Here is a 15,758-nt window from a genome sequence, read left to right as displayed (position 1 = left end):
CGCCATGCAGGTGCGGCTCGACGACGCGGTCGACCTCGACGGTTTCCGGCGCCGCGCGCGGCAGCTGCTGGCCGATGGCGTGCCGCCCGAGCAGGTCGAGTGGGGCGTGGCACGGCCCGATGGCGGAGAGGGCCTGTTCGGCGATGCGCCCGAGCAGGCGATCGCACCGCCGACCGCGGCGTTGCAGCCCGTGCCCGCGGCTTTCGTCGCGCTGTGCGCCGACGTGATCCTGCACCGCGATCCCCAGCGCTTCGCGCTGCTCTACCGCCTGCTCTGGCGCCTCGCGCACGAACCCGCGCTGCGCCACGATCCGCTCGACGCCGACATGATGCGGGCGCAGCGCATGGCCAAGGCGGTGCACCGCGACATCCACAAGATGCGCGCCTTCGTGCGCTTCACGCAGGTGACGGACGACGACGGGCTCGAGCGCCATGTCGCGTGGTTCGAGCCCGAGCACCGCATCGTCGAGGCCAATGCCGACTTCTTCGCGCGCCGCTTCGCGCAGATGCGCTGGGCCATCCTCACGCCCGAGCGCTGCGTCGAATGGGACGGCCATGCGCTGTCGTTCCGCGCGGGCGCCGACCGCCGCGAGAAGCCGCCGCCCGATGCGGGCGAGCAACTCTGGCTCACCTACTACGCCCACATCTTCAATCCCGCGCGGCTCAAGTTCGCGACCATGCAGCGCGAGATGCCGCGCCGCTACTGGCACAACCTGCCCGAGGCCGCGCTGATCCAGCCGCTGGCCGACGCGGCCGACGCGCGCAGCCAGTCGATGATCGAAGCGCCGGCCACGCCCGCGCGGCGCATCCGCGCGCCGATGGCGCTGCACCCGCTTCCGGCCGAGGGCGCGATGCCGGCCGACCTCGGCGAACTGCGCGCGGCCGCCCATGCCTGCCGCGCCTGCCCGATCGGCGCGCACGCCACCCAGGCCGTGTGCGGCGAAGGGCCGCTCGCGCCGCGCCACATGCTGGTCGGCGAGCAGCCGGGCGACCAGGAGGACCTCGCGGGCCGGCCCTTCGTCGGCCCGGCCGGCCAACTGCTCGAGCGCGCGATGGCGCAGCTCGGCTGGGCGCGCGAGGGCGTCTACCTCGCCAATGCCGTGAAGCATTTCAAGTACGAGCTGCGCGGCAAGCGGCGCATCCACAAGACGCCGGGGCAGCGCGAGGCCGAGGCCTGTGCCCATTGGCTCGATGCCGAAATCGCGCTGGTGCGGCCGCAGTCGCTGGTCGCGCTCGGCGCCACGGCGGCGCGCGCGCTGCTGGGCCGGCCGGTGGCGGTGCAGGCCGAGCGCGGCGCCTGGCTGCGCGAGCGCGCGGACGGGCGGCCGGTGTTCGTCACGCTGCATCCGTCGGCGCTGCTGCGGCTGCCCGACGCGGAGCGCGAGGCGGCCCAGGCGCGCTGGCGCGAGGAGCTGGCCCGCGCGCGCGACACGGCGCCGGTTGCCTGAAGGGGATCAGGTGCCGGGATCTTCCGCGCGGCGTTCGGCCGGCACCAGCTCGGCCATGGCCTGCATCAGCATGGCCGCGGTCACCGGCTTGAACAGCACCGGCACGCCCGAGGCGCGCACGCGCTGCAGCCGCTCGGGCGCGGTCTCGCCGGTGATCAGCAGCATCGGCACGTCGAGCCGGAAGCGCTCGCGCAGCCGCAGGCCGAGCTCCAGTCCGTCGACGCCGCTCGACAGCCGGTAGTCGCACAGCAGCAGCGCGACCGGCGGGTCCTGCGCCGCGGGCCCGGTCAGCAGGGCCACCGCCTCGGCCTCGTCGGCCACTGCCGCGACCTCGATGCCGTAGGCGCTCATGAGCTCGGTCATGGCCTTGCGGATCTCCTCCTCGTCGTCGATCAGCAGCACGCGGCCGCGCAGCGCCGGCACCTCGAAGCGCTGGCGCACCGGCAGCTCGAGGTCCTGCGGACTGAAGGCACCCGCCGAGCCTTCCGAGGCTTCGGCGAGCGGCAGCACGACCCGAAAGCGCGTGCCGCGCCCGATGTGGGAGCGCAGCTCGATGCGGTGGCCGAGCAGGCGCGAGAGCCGCTGCACGATCGACAGGCCGATGCCCAGGCCGCGCGAGCGGTCGCGCCCGAGGTTGTCGACCTGGTAGAACTCCTCGAAGATGCGGTCGCGCTGCTCGGGCGCGATGCCGATGCCGGTGTCGCGCACCTCGATCCACGCCTGGTCGCCGCGCGGGCGCGCGATCACCGTGACGCCGCCCTGCGTCGTGTACTTGAGCGCGTTGTCGACCAGGTTCGACAGCATGCGGTAGAGCAGTTGCGGATCGCTGTGGATCCACAGGCCGCTGGCGCGCACGCGCAGCTGCAGCCGCTTGCGCTCGGCCTGTGCCGAGAAGGTGTGGTGCAGCGGGATCAGCAGGGCATCGAGCGACAGCGCGCGCGGCGCCGCCTGGACCACGCCCGCGTCGAGGCGCGAGATGTCGAGCATGGTGTCGAGCGAGGCGCCCAGCGCATCGACCGCGCGCATCAGCCGCTCCACGTTCTGGATCTCGGGCCGCCGCCGCAGCGTGCTGCCCAGCGCCGCGCCGAACAGCGCGATCGCATGCATGGGCTGGCGCAGGTCGTGGCTGGCGGCGGCCAGGAAGCGGGTCTTCTCGGCGCTCGCGCGCTCGGTGGCCGCGACCTGCTCGCGCAGCTGGGCGGCCAGCGCCTCGTTCTCGAACTGCAGGATCAGCGAGGCCGTCAGGCGCTCGTTCTGCTTCACGCCCTCGCGCAGCGTGAGCACCAGGTTGAGCAGCGCGAAGCCGGCCAGGAACCAGTTCAGCATGTGGCCGTACCAGACCAGCGCGGCGATCAGCCCGCTCATCATCGGGATGCCGTAGCCGAACATCGCGCCCTTGAGCGGCCAGCGCGCCTGCACCGCGCGGGTCCAGCTGCCCATGATCACGACCGTCACGAAGGTGGTCATGGCGGGGCTCTGCAGCGCCACCAGGAACAGGCTGGCCGGCGCGGTCACCGTGCTGACCAGCGTGACGTGGACGGTGTAGCGGCGCGCCCAGCGCGGGCTGTCGGCCAGCGGCACCTCGGGCGTCCAGCGCTTCGACAGCAGCACGTACAGGTCCATCAGCACGATGGCCGAGACGATGCCCAGCACCAGCGCGCGGTGCTCGGGCAGCACGTTGAAGTAGCCGAAGACGCCAATCGCGAGCGCGAAGACGCCGTGCGCCGCGATCGCGGTCGTGTGGCCGGCATAGACCGAGGCCAGGTGCTCGCGCAGCACGCGCAGCTCGAGCGTGGCGTCCCGTGCCAGGCGTCCCGGCATCGTGTCTTTCATCAAGCAGTCTCCCCGCGGGGTGGTTCCCCCGTCTCGCGTTCGCGGCCCGGCCGGGCCCATGGCCGGCTGCCGATGGTGCCCGCCGGCATGGTCATCGGCGCATCCTAGGCGGCCCCCTCGCCCCATGGTAAGTGCCCAAAGTCATGCCTGGCCCGGCGTCCACACGGTGCGTGAGGGCGGGTGCGACAATCGCCGCGCCATGACTGACACCCTCACGATCACCCGCCCCGACGACTGGCACCTGCACGTGCGCGATGGCGCCGCCCTCGAAGCCGTCGTGCCCCACAGCGCGCGCCAGTTCGGCCGCGCGCTGATCATGCCGAACCTGCGTCCCCCCGTGACCACCGCGGCCCAGGCCGTGGCCTACCGCGACCGCATCCGCGCCGCCGTGCCCGAGGGCAGCGGCTTCGAGCCCGTGATGTCGCTCTACCTGACCGACAAGCTGCCGCCCGAGGAGATCGCGCTGGCCGCCGAGGCCGGCGTGCGCGCGCTCAAGCTCTATCCGGCCGGCGCCACCACCAACAGCGATGCCGGGGTGACCGACATCCGCAAGACCTACAAGACGCTCGAGGCGATGCAGAAGCACGGCCTGCTGCTGCTGGTGCACGGCGAGGTCACCGATCCCGCGATCGACCTGTTCGACCGCGAGGCCGTGTTCGTCGATCGCGTGATGATTCCGCTGCGGCGCGACTTCCCCGAGCTCAAGGTGGTGTTCGAGCACCTGACCACGAAGGAGGGCGCCCACTACGTGCGCGACGCCGGCCGCTTCACGGCCGCCACCATCACCGCGCACCACCTGCTGTACAACCGCAACGCCATCTTCACCGGCGGCATCCGCCCGCATTACTACTGCCTGCCGGTGCTCAAGCGCGAGACCCATCGCGTGGCGCTGGTCGAGGCCGCCACCAGCGGCAGCGACCGCTTCTTCCTCGGCACCGACAGCGCGCCGCACCCGGCGCACCTGAAGGAACACGCGCTGGGCTGCGCCGGCTGTTACACCGCGCTGACCGCCATCGAGCTCTATGCCGAGGCCTTCGACAACGCCGGCGCGCTCGACAAGCTCGAGGGCTTCGCGAGCTTCCACGGTCCCGACTTCTACGACCTGCCGCGCCATGCCGACAGCGTCACGCTCAAGCGCGAGAGCTGGACCGTGCCCGAGACCGTGCCTTACGGCGATGCCACGCTCAAGCCGCTGCGCGGCGGCGAAACCATCCACTGGAGACTCGCATGACCCCCACGCTGCGGGTGATGCTGCTGATCGACGCCGACAACGTCTCGGCCGACGTGATCGAGCAGGCCGTGCAGCGCACGATGGACGAGTACGGCGCGATCCACGTGCGCCGCGCCTACTGCAATGCCGAGATGGCCGTGAACCGGCAGGCGCTGTTCAAGCGGCTGTCGGTGCGGCCGATGGTCAACCTCTCGGCCGGCAAGAACAGCACCGACATCGCGCTGTCGGTCGACGCCATCGACCTCGCGATCGCCGAGCGGCCCGACGTGGTGGTGCTGGTGTCCTCCGATTCCGATTTCGCGCCGCTGGTGACCCGGCTGCGCGAGAAGGGCTGCCGCGTCTGCGGCATCGGCCAGCAGGGCAAGACGGGCGAGGAGACGGTCGGCATCTACGACAGCTTCATGGACCTCGCGCACCACGGCGTGGCGCCGGCCGCGCGCACCGTGCCCGCCAGGAAGACGGCGGCGAAGAAGGCCGCCGCGAAGACCGCGTCGGCCAAGAAGGCGCCGGCGAAGAAGGCGGCCGCCAAGACCGCGAAGAAGACGGCGGCCAAAAAGGTGGCGAAGGCCGCGGCGCCGGCACCCGTGGCCGCTGTGCCGGTGCCGCCGCCCGCGCCCGAGATCTCCGAGGCCGCCGAATTCGTGCTGCGCGCCGTGCCCGCGCTGCGCGCCGGCACCGACGTGCCGCTCAACGAGGTGGCGAAGGCGCTGCGCGAGGCGGGCCTGCTGGGCAAGAACGGCAGCTCGCTCAAGCTGTTCGACAAGCTCACGGCCGAGTTCAGGCACACGCAGCATCCCGACCGCATCCGCTGGACGGGCGCGGACGCCGCCTGATCCTGCCGGCGATGGCGGGCACGGCCGCGATCGACTGGACCCGGCCCTGGCTCGCGCCCTACCGCGCGCAGGGCGAAGCGGCGGCCAGTGCCATCGCGCAAGGCCTGCCGGTGGCGCGGGCGCTGCAGGGCGCGGAGCCGCCGGCCTTCGTGCCGCAGCACGCGCTGCCCGCGGGCCGGGCCTACGAGGCCCACGTCTTCGAGACCGGCACCGTGCCCACGCGCGACAACCTGCACGACTTCTTCAACGGCCTCGTGTGGCGCGCCTTTCCGCGGGCCAAGCGCCGTCTCAACGAACTGCAGGCCGCGGAGATCGAACGCGCCGGCGTCGGCGCCACGCGCGGGCCGCTGCGCGACGCGCTCACGCTGTTCGACGAGAACGGCGCGCTGCTCGAGGCGCCGCCCGCGCTGTGGCGCGCGCTGGCCGCGCGCGACTGGCCGGCGCTGTTCGTCGCGCGGCGCGGGCTGTGGGCGCAGGCGCGGCTGCGCGTGTTCGGCCATGCGCTGCTCGAGAAGCTGGTGGCGCCGCGCAAGGCCGCCACGGCGCATGTGCTGCTGACCGAAGGCATCGATGGGCTGGACGACGAGGCGCTCGCGCGTCGCCTCGACCCCGCCTGGCTCGCCGCCAAGCCCTTCGTGCCGCTGCCGGTGCTCGGCGTGCCGGGCTGGTGGGCCGGCAACGAGGCGCCCGATTTCTATGCCGACGCCCAGGTCTTCCGCCCCGCGCGGCCGGCCGCCGAATCCCCCGCGCCAGGCCCCGGATAGCGGGCTGCTAGAACTTTTGCTCCTATCATCTGTCTACCCGCCTGCCGCCGCACGGCCGCGCGCGACGCCTTCCTCCAGAACCAACAACAACCCAGGCAGGGAGGCGAACGCGGCAGGAACGGCTTGAAGCGGGCCGCAAGGCCCTCATCTGGTCGGCAGCGTTCCCCCACGGAGAATTCAACTTGAAACGTATCCTTCTGTTCGTCCTGACCAATGTGATGGTCGTCGCGGTGCTCGGCGTGGTCGCCAGCCTGCTCGGCGTCAATCGCTTCCTCACGGCCAACGGGCTGAACCTCACGGCCCTGCTCGGCTTCGCGCTGATCATGGGCTTCGGCGGCGCGATCATCTCGCTGCTGATCAGCAAGCCCATGGCCAAGTGGACCGCGGGCCTGCAGATGATCGACAACCCCCAGACGCCCGACGAGGCCTGGATCGTCGGCACGGTGCGCAAGTTCGCCGACAAGGCCGGCATCGGCATGCCCGAGGTCGGCATCTTCGAGGGCGAGCCCAATGCCTTTGCGACCGGCGCGTTCAAGAATTCCTCGCTGGTGGCGGTGTCCACCGGCCTGCTGCAGAACATGACGCGCGAAGAGGTCGAGGCCGTGATCGGCCACGAGGTGGCCCACATCGCCAACGGCGACATGGTCACGATGACGCTGATCCAGGGCGTGATGAACACCTTCGTCGTGTTCCTCTCGCGCGTGATCGGCTACGCGGTCGACAGCTTCCTGCGCCGCGGCGACGACCGCTCCTCGGGCCCCGGCATCGGCTACTACGTGAGCACCATCGTGCTCGACATCGTGCTGGGCTTCGCCGCCGCGATCGTCGTGGCCTGGTTCTCGCGCCAGCGCGAGTTCCGCGCCGATGCCGGCGCCGCCGCGCTGATGGGCAACCGCCAGCCGATGGTCAACGCGCTCGCGCGCCTGGGCGGCCTGCCGGCCGGCGAACTGCCGAAGGCGGTCGAGGCGATGGGCATCACCGGCGCCATGGGCAAGCTGTTCGCCACCCACCCGCCGATCGAGGAGCGCATCGCGGCGCTGCAGAACGCGCGCTGAGATCGACCTCGGAACATGCCTCGAGGCATACGGCTGCCACCTTCGGGTGGCGGCTTTTTTCATGGTGCTTCTACACTGCGGCCCCCTCGATTCTCAGGAGTGCCGCATCATGTCCAAGTCGCCCAGCCAGCAGATGTCCGCCGCGCTCAAGGCCGTCCTGGTGCCCGTGTTGAACGAGAGCGGGTTCGACGGCCGCTTTCCGCGCTATCGGCGCGACCGTGCCGAGGTGCTGCATTTCATCAGCATGCAGTACGACAAGGCCGGTACTTCCTTCTTCCTCGAAGCCGCGTGGCAGCCGCCGGGCGACAAGATGACGAGCTGGGGCGAACTGGTGCCGCAGCGCGACCTGCTGCTCGAGCACGCACCGCTCGAGAACCGCGCGCGGCTGCAGCAGGTCGGCGGCCTCAGCAGCCAGCCGTCCGACTGGTTCTCGTACGCGGGGCGGGGCGACGATGCCGCGGGTTATCGGGCGGTCGCCGCCACGGTCGTCGGGCTGCTGCCGCAGGTCGAGGCCTGGCTGGCGCGCGGCGAGGTGGGGCCGAATCTCTCGCCCTACGGCGCGATGCCGTAGGGCCGGGCGCTCAATCCGCGGAGGGCGCGGCTTCCGGAGCGGGCGCCGCCGCCTCGGGCGCGGCCACGGTTTCGGCTTGCGCCACCACCGCCGCAGCGGGCGCCGGTGCCTCGCGTTCCTTGCGCGCGCGCTGCAGCGTGCGCGTCACCTCGCCGGGCTTCATGCCGTACATGTCGGCGAACTCCTGCTCGCCGCGGCCGCTGGCCTCGAAGGCGCGCAGCAGGGCTTCGCGCTTGGCGGCCTGCGCCGCCAGTTCGGCCAGCGCCTCGTCGACCACGGCATTGGCCTTCTCGTCGCGCGAGCGCACGAGCACGGCGTAGGCCTCGCGGTCCAGGCCCGAGCTCTCGATGGCGCGCGCGATGCGCGCCACCAGTTGCGGGCGCAGGTCGCCCTCGGTGCGCTGCGAGCGGCGGCGGTGCAGCTCGAGGATGGCGTGGTGCACGTGCTCGGGCGCGACCGGATCGAGCGCGTTGCCGTCGAGGTCGTGGCGCGGATGGCCGGCGGCCACGCTCTCGAGGTAGCGCGTGGAACGCGCATGCTGGCCCATCGCGACCTTGAGGTCCTCGGCCTTGAAGTCCTCGGGATGGCGCGCGAGCAGGTCCTCGTAGACGCCGAGCTTCAGCGGCACGAAACGCGCGCCGAACAGCTGCGGATAGAGCTCGAACAGGCGCTCGAGCACCGGGTTGACCTTGCGCGCCGGGCGCTCGGGCTGTTGGGGCTGCGCCTGGGCCTGCGGCTGGCGCTGCGGCGCGGCGCCCTGCGGGCCGCGCGGGCCCTGGCCGCGCTGCGGCCGCTGGGGCTTGCGGCGCGGGTTGTTGTCGCGCTGCGCCTGGCCCTCGGGGCGGGCGCCGGCCGCGGGCGCGGCTTCGGCGCCGGGCTCCTGCGCGGCATCGGCACCGCCGCGCAGTTGCTGCAGCTGGGAGGCCAGGTCCGGGCGAGGGCCACGCGGCTTGTTGCGCGGATTCGTCTTCGGGGCGGTGGTGGGGGCGTCGGTCATGCTCGGGATTCGGCGCGGGGCGCGAAGTCGGAATTAGGGGTTGGAAGTCGGTGGGCGGCGCGCGGTGCGCGTCAGCGGGGCCGGAACATCTTGAACAGATTGTCGTGCCGGATCTCGAAATAGTCCGCCGGGCCGCCGCCGCGCAGGATCGGCTGCGCCGCGGCGGTGTCGTAGATGCCTTCGCGCAGCAGTTCGCGCGCGATGTGCACGCCCACCACTTCGCCGAGCACCAGCCAGGTCTCGATGGCGCGGCCGTCGGCGGCCTGCAGCTGCACGATCTGGGTCAGCCGGCATTCGAAGGACACCGGGCTCTCGGCCACGCGCGGCACCGCGATGCGGCGCGAAGGCGCGGGCGTGAGCCCGGCGAGCGCGAACTCGTCGACCTCGGGCGGCACCGCGGCGCAGCTCTGGTTCATCGGCTCGGCCAGCGGGCGCGTGGCGAGGTTCCAGCCGAACTCGCCGGTCTCGCGGATGTTGCGCAGGCTGTCCTTGGCCGTGATGCTCGCGAAGCCGACGATCGGCGGCGTGTAGTTGAAGCCGTTGAAGAAGCTGTAGGGCGCGAGGTTGAGCACGCCCCGCGCATCGTGCGAGGAGATCCAGCCGATGGGCCGCGGGCCGACGATCGCGTTGAACGGATCGTGCGGCAGGCCGTGGCCCAGCGCGGGCTCGTAGAAATGGAAGCGGTCGTCGTCCTGCATGGAAGGGACCCCGGGTTCTTCGGTCAGCGCAGGGCCGGGCGCATCGCCTGGCGGCCGATCAGCAGGCGGAACGGCAGCAGCATGAACACGCCGACCGCGAGTTTCACGCCGAGGTCGCCGAGCGCCCAGGTGAGCCAGGGGCCCTCGGTGCCCGCGAAGGCAATGCCCCAGAACACGATGCTGTCGAGCACCGCCGCGACCACGGTGGCCACCAGCGGCGCGCGCCACCAGAGGCCGCGGCGCAGGCGGTCGAAGACGCGGATGTCGAGCAGCTGCGAGGCGATGAAGGCGCTGCCCGAGGCCAGCGCGATGCGTGCCGGCGCGAGCAGCAGCGACACCGCCACCGCCACCGCGAAGCCGATCCAGGCCACGCGGCGCGCCATGCCGGGGCCGAAGCGCCGGTTGACGAGGTCGCTCACGAGGTAGGCGACCGGGTAGGTGAAGGCACCCCAGGTCAGCCAGTCGTTGATCGCGAACTGCACCAGGATGTTGGAGGCGAGCACCACCAGCGCCATCGCGCCGATGGCGAGCGCGAAGGCGCCGGTGCCCGGTCGTGCGAAGGCGAGGGGGGCGCGGTCGTGCGTCGTCGTCATGGCGTTCTCAGACGGCGGCGGTGCGCTGCCGTTCGGCCTCGGCACGCAGGCCGCGCGCCACGGCCTCCGCGACCTTGATGCCGTCCACGCCGGCCGACAGGATGCCGCCCGCGTAGCTCGCGCCTTCGCCGGCCGGATAGAGGCCGCGCACGTTGAGGCTCTGGAAGTCCTCGCCGCGCGTGATCTTGATCGGCGAGGAGGTGCGCGTCTCGACGCCGGTGAGCACCGCGTCGTGCAGGTCGAAGCCCTTGATCTTGCGGCCGAAGGCCGGGAAGGCCTCGCGCATCGCTTCGATCGCGAAGTCGGGCAGCGCGCGGTGCAGGTCGGTCGGCGTCACGCCGGGCTTGTACGAGGGCATCACCTCGCCGAGCTGGGTGGAGGGCTTGCCGGCGATGAAGTCGCCCACCAGTTGGCCCGGCGCGCGGTAGTCGCCGCCGCCGAGCACGAAGGCGTTGGACTCGAGCGCGCGCTGCAGCGCGATGCCGGCCAGCGGACCCTCGGGGTAGTCGCGCGGGTCGATGCCCACCACGATGCCCGCGTTGGCGTTGCGCTCGGCGCGCGAGTACTGGCTCATGCCGTTGGTGACCACGCGGCCCGGCTCGCTGGTGGCCGCGACCACCGTGCCGCCCGGGCACATGCAGAAGCTGTAGACCGAGCGGCCGTTGCTCGCGTGGTGCACCAGCTTGTAGTCGGCCGCGCCCAGCATCGGGTGGCCCGCATGGCGGCCCCAGCGCGCGCGGTCGATCAGGCCCTGCGGATGCTCGACGCGAAAGCCGATCGAGAAGGGCTTGGCCTCGATGTGGACGCCGCGCTCGTGCAGCATCGCGAAGGTGTCGCGCGAGCTGTGGCCGAGCGCCATCACGACGTGGTCGGCGCGCAGCTCGTGGCTCCGGCCGGTGGCCTGGTCGAGCACGGTGAGGCCGCGCAGCTGCCCATCCTCGATGCGCACGTCGGTCACGCGCTGCTCGAAGCGGATCTCGCCGCCGAGCGCCACGATCTGCTCGCGGATGTTCTCCACCACCTTCACCAGCTTGAAGGTGCCGATGTGCGGATGCGCGACGTAGAGGATCTCGGGCGGCGCGCCGGCCTTGACGAACTCCTCCATCACCTTGCGGCCGAGGAAGCGCGGGTCCTTGATCTGGCTGTAGAGCTTGCCGTCGGAGAAGGTGCCGGCGCCGCCCTCGCCGAACTGCACGTTCGACTCGGGGTCGAGCACGCTCTTGCGCCACAGGCCCCAGGTGTCCTTGGTGCGCTGGCGCACGGTCTTGCCGCGCTCCAGCACGATCGGGCGCAGGCCCATCTGCGCCAGCATCAGCGCCGCGAAGATGCCGCAGGGGCCGAAGCCGATCACCACGGGGCGGCTCGCGCCCGCGGGCACGTCCGCCGGCAGCGTGTGGCGCATGTCGGGGGCGTTCTGGATGTGCGGATGGCCGGCGTGCTTGGCGAGCAGCGCGGCCTCGCGTTTCGCGTCGGCGAGCGCCACGTCGCAGATGTAGACCGTCAGCAGCTCGGCCTTGCGGGCATCGAAGCTGCGCTTGTAGACGGTGTGGGAGGCGATCGCCTCGGGCGGCACCTCGAGGGTGCGGGCGATCAGCGCGGCCAGCGCCTCGGGCGCATGGTCGAGCGGAAGTTTGAGTTCGGAGATTCTCAGCATGTCGTGGGGCTTGTGGTTATCAAGCAGGCCGACGATTTTACGCGTTGGGCCGCTATCAAAGGGATAGCTGGCCGCAACGCGGGGAAGCGAGGGGATCAGGCGGGCAGGAAGCCCTCGACCGACAGGTAGCGCTCGCCGGTGTCGTAGTTGAAGCCCAGCACCACCGCGTTCTCGGGCAGCGAGGGCAGCTTCTGCGCGATGGCCGCCAGCGTGGCGCCCGAGGAGATGCCCACCAGCATGCCTTCCTCGGTGGCGCAGCGGCGCGCCATCTCGCGCGCGGGCTCGGCATCGACCTGCAGCACGCCGTCGAGCAGCGCGGTGTCGAGGTTCTTCGGGATGAAGCCGGCGCCGATGCCCTGGATCGGGTGCGGCGCGGGCTGGCCGCCCGAGATCACGGGCGAGGCCACGGGCTCGACCGCGAACACCTGCAGCTTCGGCCACTTCTTCTTGAGCACGCGCGCCACGCCGGTGATGTGGCCGCCGGTGCCCACGCCCGTGATCAGCACGTCGATGCCTTCGGGGAAGTCGGCCGCGATCTCCTCGGCCGTGGTGCGCACGTGCACCTCGACGTTGGCCGGGTTGTTGAACTGCTGCGGCATCCAGGCGCCGGGCGTGCCCGCCACGATCTCCTCGGCGCGCGCGATCGAGGCCTTCATGCCGCCCGCGCGCGGCGTCAGGTCGAAGGTGGCGCCGTAGGCCAGCATCAGCCGGCGGCGCTCCACCGACATGCTGTCGGGCATCACCAGGATCAGCTTGTAGCCCTTGACGGCCGCGACCATCGCCAGGCCGATGCCGGTGTTGCCCGAGGTGGGCTCGACGATGGTGCCGCCGGGCTTGAGCGCGCCGCTCTTCTCGGCGTCCTCCACCATCGCGAGCGCGATGCGGTCCTTGATCGAGCCGCCGGGGTTGGCGCGCTCGGCCTTGACCCAGACCTGCTGCTTCGCGTTGCCGAACAGGCGCTGGATGCGCACGTGCGGCGTGTTGCCGATGGTCTGGAGGATGTTCTGGGCCTTCATGGATGGAATCTCCTTGGATGCGTTCGGTTCGATGGGTGTCGCGACGACAGAACGCATTGTGAGGACCTTTCAGCGCGAAGGTGTTGCAACCGGCACGCCCGGCAGCAGCCGGCCGCGCACCAGCAGCGCCAGGGTGCGCGCCACGAGCAGTCCGATGATCGCGTTGGCGGCCACGAACAGCAGCGGCGCGAGCCAGCGCACCGGCCCCGTGGCGCCGGCCGCCACCAGCCGCATCGCGAGCGTCGGCAGCGCGCCCACGCCGAAGCTGAAGGCCCAGTAGCCGGGCGTGAACGACTGGCGCGAGATCCACGGCAGCAGGCGCAGCAGCAGCAGGGCCTGGTAGAGGCCGTAGCCCAGCAGGATCTGCGCGAACAGGTCGGGCACGCCGCCGTTGACCGCGAGCCAGGTGCCGCCGCCGACCACGGCCGGCGCGAGCTGGATGCCCAGCAGCGGGCGCTGCGCCTCTGGCAGAGGCTCCTGCGTCGCGGCGCGGTGCAGGATCAGCGATTCGAGCGCGAGCCACGAGAACAGCCCCGCGCCGAAGAACAGCACGCCCAGCTGCGGCCAGCCGAAGGCCGCGGCCGCGGTGCCGGCGACGAAGTTCTGCGCCACCGCCGGCAGGTAGATCGCCGGCGTGACCGAGGCCGGCGTGCGGCCGCCCTGCCAGGTGCGGCCATAGAGCCGCAGGCCGAGCGCGAGCTGCGCCGTGACCGCGAGCGCGAACACGGCCAGCGCCACCGGGCGTGCGTAGGGCAGCAGCGCGACCGCCGCCAGCATGCTGGCCACCGGGCCCAGCGCCGCGAACGACGACTGCACCGGGTGCTCGAGCTCGGCGCGCGCCTCGTCGGGATGGCGCAGCCACTTGGCGGCGTAGAGCGCCAGCAGCACCAGCCAGACGGCGATGCCGGCCCAGGTCAGGGCCTGCGCGGCCTCGGGTGGCAGCTGCCACAGCGGCGTCGCCACGCGCCAGGCCGCGGCCAGCGCGAGCAGGCCGACGGCGATGCTGAAGAAGGAGACGGGAATCGGGCCGCGGGCCGATGCCGCGGGTGCGGCGGTGGGAGCGGCGGGGACGAGATCGGAAGTCATTCTGTTCACCTCGTGGAAGTCGGTGAATGAACTGTAGGCCTGCGTGCTAGGATTTTGAATGCCGATCTGGCTACAAAAATTGCTCCAACGTCTCACACCATGGATGCCCTGAGCGAACTCGTCGACTGGCTGGCCCCGCGCGGCCGCATGGACCTGCGCTGCCTGTTCGGCCAGGACTGGGCCGCGCCGCACGAGGCCATCGGCCCGTGGCGCGCGCCCTTCCACATCCTGATGCGCGGGCGCTGCGAGCTGTGGCTGCCGGCCAGCGGCACGCTGCTGCCGCTGGAGGAGGGCAGCCTCGTGATCCTGCCGCGGGGCCAGGCGCACGTGCTGCGCACCGCGGGGCTCGGGCCGCAGCCGCGAGAGCCGCAAGAGGACATGCGCCCGATCCGCCTGCGCAAGGGCGAGCTGGTCGACCTCAAGACCAACCTGCCGCGCCCCGCGAAGGCCGACACCGACATCCTCTGCGGCGAGTTCGAGTTCCCGGGCCGGCGCCGCAGCACCTTGCTCGAGGCGCTGCCCGATCCGCTGGTGATCCCCTTCGGCCAGCGGCCCGAGTACGGCTGGCTGCAGGGCCTGGTGCGGCTGATGGCGCACGAGATCGAGCAGCAGAACGCCGGTGCGCAGGCCATCGTGGCGCAGCTCTCGGGCACGCTGTTCACGCTCGCGGTGCGCGCCTGCCTCGACACCCGGCCCGAGCTTTCGGGCGTGCTGGGCCTGATGGCCAGCCCGCGGCTGGCGGGCGCGCTCAAGGCCATGCTCGACGCGCCGCAGCACGACTGGACCGTGGCCTCGCTGGCCGAGCGCTGCCACCTCTCGCGCGCCACCTTCGCGCGCGAGTTCGCGCGCCGCACGGGCACCGGCCCGCTCGAGCTGCTGACCAGCCTGCGCATGGAGCTCGCGTCACGGCTGCTCGCGCAGGGCGGGCAGGACACGGCCTCGGTCGGCGAGGCCGTTGGCTATCGCTCCGAGGCCGCGTTCAACCGCGCCTTCGCGCGCCACGCGGGCCTCACGCCGGGGCGCTTCCGGCGCGCCGCGGCGGCAGCGGCCGGCTGAGGCGCCTCAGGACCCGGCCAGCACCGGGCGCCGCAGTGGCGCCTTCCACAGCTCGGCCAGCAGCACGCCGGCCACCGTCAGCACGCCGCCGACCGCGTGATAGGCCGCGAGCGATTCGCCGATCACCGCCGCCGCGATCAGCGCGGTGAACAGCGGGATCAGGTTGAAGAACATGCTCGCGCGGCTCGGACCGATGTGGGCCACCGTGTGCATCCACACCAGCGGCGCGAGCATCGAGGCGCCGAGGCCCGCGAAGCCGATCAGCGGCAGGTTGGCGGCCGACAGGCCCATGCGCGGCGTCAGCAGGTACAGCGGCAGCAGCACGATCACCGCGCACACGATCTGCAGGTAGAGCAGCTGCAGCGCGGGCACTTCCTTCATGCCCCAGCGCTTGAGCAGGATCACGTAGACCGCATAGGCCAGCATCGCCAGCAGCATCAGGCCGTCGCCCAGGTTGGCGCCGCTCTCGAGCAGCGTGCCGAGGTTGCCCGAGGACACCACCACCGCCACGCCCGCGATCGACACCAGCGAGCCCGCCACCGCGCCGGCCGTGAGCCGCTGGCCCAGCAGCAGGATCGACAGCGCCAGCACCATCATCGGCGTGAGCGAGCCGATGATCCCCATGTGCGTGGCCGTGGTCATGTAGGCCGCGTAGTAGGCCAGGCTCTGGTAGACCACCATGCCCAGCAGGCCGAGCACCGCGATGCGGCCCAGCTGCGGGCGGATCGCGCGCCAGTTGCGCAGCACCGGGCGCAGCGCCAGCGGCGTGAACAGCAGGGCCGCGAGCAGCCAGCGGTAGAAGCTGATCTCGGCCGGCGCGATGGTGCCGGCCGCCATCTTGCTGACGACGGTGTTGCCCGACCAGATGACGACGGCGAGCAGGGGGAAGGCATAGGGCCACATGGGACAGGACTTTCAGGAGGA

Annotated in this window: 15 protein-coding genes; 7 read left to right on the top strand and 8 right to left on the bottom strand. The window is 71.9% G+C overall.

The genetic code is table 11. The features are described from left to right. Window positions 1-4 precede the first annotated feature (4 nt). On the top strand, window positions 5-1,447 hold the full coding sequence (locus tag KV106_RS17860; protein ID WP_261211432.1) for a UdgX family uracil-DNA binding protein: 1,443 nt from the start codon (window positions 5-7) through the stop codon (window positions 1,445-1,447). A 6-nt stretch (window positions 1,448-1,453) separates the two neighbouring features. On the opposite strand, the gene KV106_RS17855 is transcribed toward KV106_RS17860, so the two are convergent. Beyond that, window positions 1,454-3,280, bottom strand: coding sequence for an ATP-binding response regulator (locus tag KV106_RS17855; RefSeq protein ID WP_261211429.1), 1,827 nt, complete (start codon window positions 3,278-3,280; stop codon window positions 1,454-1,456). Between the two features lie 199 nt (window positions 3,281-3,479). On the opposite strand from KV106_RS17855, the gene pyrC reads away from it, so the two are divergent. The 5 genes from pyrC (at window position 3,480) to KV106_RS17830 (ending at window position 7,734) form a co-directional block, all read left to right on the top strand. Then, window positions 3,480-4,511, top strand: a complete 1,032-nt coding sequence (gene pyrC, locus KV106_RS17850; RefSeq protein WP_261211428.1) for a dihydroorotase — start codon at window positions 3,480-3,482, stop codon at window positions 4,509-4,511. Next, on the top strand, window positions 4,508-5,344 hold the full coding sequence (locus KV106_RS17845; protein ID WP_261211427.1) for an NYN domain-containing protein: 837 nt from the start codon (window positions 4,508-4,510) through the stop codon (window positions 5,342-5,344). Before pyrC ends, KV106_RS17845 begins: the two co-directional genes overlap by 4 nt. A gap of 11 nt (window positions 5,345-5,355) precedes the next feature. Continuing rightward, a complete protein-coding gene (locus tag KV106_RS17840; protein WP_261211426.1) occupies window positions 5,356-6,108 on the top strand; it encodes a DUF3025 domain-containing protein in 753 nt (250 codons plus the stop codon). Between the two features lie 182 nt (window positions 6,109-6,290). Further along, window positions 6,291-7,163, top strand: a complete 873-nt coding sequence (htpX, locus tag KV106_RS17835) for a protease HtpX (RefSeq protein ID WP_057593941.1) — start codon at window positions 6,291-6,293, stop codon at window positions 7,161-7,163. Between the two features lie 109 nt (window positions 7,164-7,272). Further along, the gene (locus KV106_RS17830; RefSeq protein WP_261211423.1) at window positions 7,273-7,734 is read left to right on the top strand and encodes a DUF4304 domain-containing protein; all 462 of its coding nucleotides are present in this window, start codon (window positions 7,273-7,275) and stop codon (window positions 7,732-7,734) included. Between the two features lie 10 nt (window positions 7,735-7,744). Here the strand turns inward: KV106_RS17830 and KV106_RS17825 are convergent, their stop codons facing one another. The 6 genes from KV106_RS17825 to tehA all read right to left on the bottom strand — a co-directional run bounded on the left by KV106_RS17825 (window position 7,745) and on the right by tehA (window position 13,778). After that, window positions 7,745-8,731 (bottom strand): ProQ/FinO family protein, encoded by a 987-nt coding sequence (locus KV106_RS17825; RefSeq protein ID WP_261211422.1) that lies wholly within the window; start codon window positions 8,729-8,731, stop codon window positions 7,745-7,747. Window positions 8,732-8,802: 71 nt separating this feature from the next. Then, window positions 8,803-9,429: a flavin reductase family protein gene (locus tag KV106_RS17820; protein ID WP_261211420.1), complete on the bottom strand. Its 627-nt coding sequence runs from the start codon at window positions 9,427-9,429 to the stop codon at window positions 8,803-8,805. A gap of 23 nt (window positions 9,430-9,452) precedes the next feature. Next, window positions 9,453-10,022, bottom strand: a complete 570-nt coding sequence (locus KV106_RS17815) for a VUT family protein (RefSeq protein ID WP_261211418.1) — start codon at window positions 10,020-10,022, stop codon at window positions 9,453-9,455. Window positions 10,023-10,029: 7 nt separating this feature from the next. Further along, window positions 10,030-11,676, bottom strand: a complete 1,647-nt coding sequence (locus KV106_RS17810) for an NAD(P)/FAD-dependent oxidoreductase (RefSeq protein ID WP_261211417.1) — start codon at window positions 11,674-11,676, stop codon at window positions 10,030-10,032. 95 nt (window positions 11,677-11,771) lie between these two features. After that, window positions 11,772-12,692: a cysteine synthase A gene (cysK, locus tag KV106_RS17805; protein ID WP_057593936.1), complete on the bottom strand. Its 921-nt coding sequence runs from the start codon at window positions 12,690-12,692 to the stop codon at window positions 11,772-11,774. Window positions 12,693-12,761: 69 nt separating this feature from the next. Then, window positions 12,762-13,778, bottom strand: coding sequence for a dicarboxylate transporter/tellurite-resistance protein TehA (gene tehA / locus KV106_RS17800; protein ID WP_261211414.1), 1,017 nt, complete (start codon window positions 13,776-13,778; stop codon window positions 12,762-12,764). A gap of 99 nt (window positions 13,779-13,877) precedes the next feature. Between tehA and KV106_RS17795 the strand changes: the two genes are divergently transcribed. Further along, window positions 13,878-14,834, top strand: a complete 957-nt coding sequence (locus KV106_RS17795; RefSeq protein WP_261211413.1) for an AraC family transcriptional regulator — start codon at window positions 13,878-13,880, stop codon at window positions 14,832-14,834. 6 nt (window positions 14,835-14,840) lie between these two features. Here KV106_RS17795 and KV106_RS17790 read toward each other — a convergent pair whose 3' ends face one another. Next, window positions 14,841-15,737 (bottom strand): DMT family transporter, encoded by an 897-nt coding sequence (locus KV106_RS17790; RefSeq protein ID WP_261211412.1) that lies wholly within the window; start codon window positions 15,735-15,737, stop codon window positions 14,841-14,843. Window positions 15,738-15,758: the final 21 nt, after the last annotated feature.

The organism is Variovorax endophyticus, from assembly GCF_025376855.1.
GTDB lineage: Bacteria > Pseudomonadota > Gammaproteobacteria > Burkholderiales > Burkholderiaceae_C > Variovorax.
The sequence above is the reverse complement of the archived record's forward strand: the minus strand, read 5'-3'. Positions and strand labels throughout refer to the sequence as shown.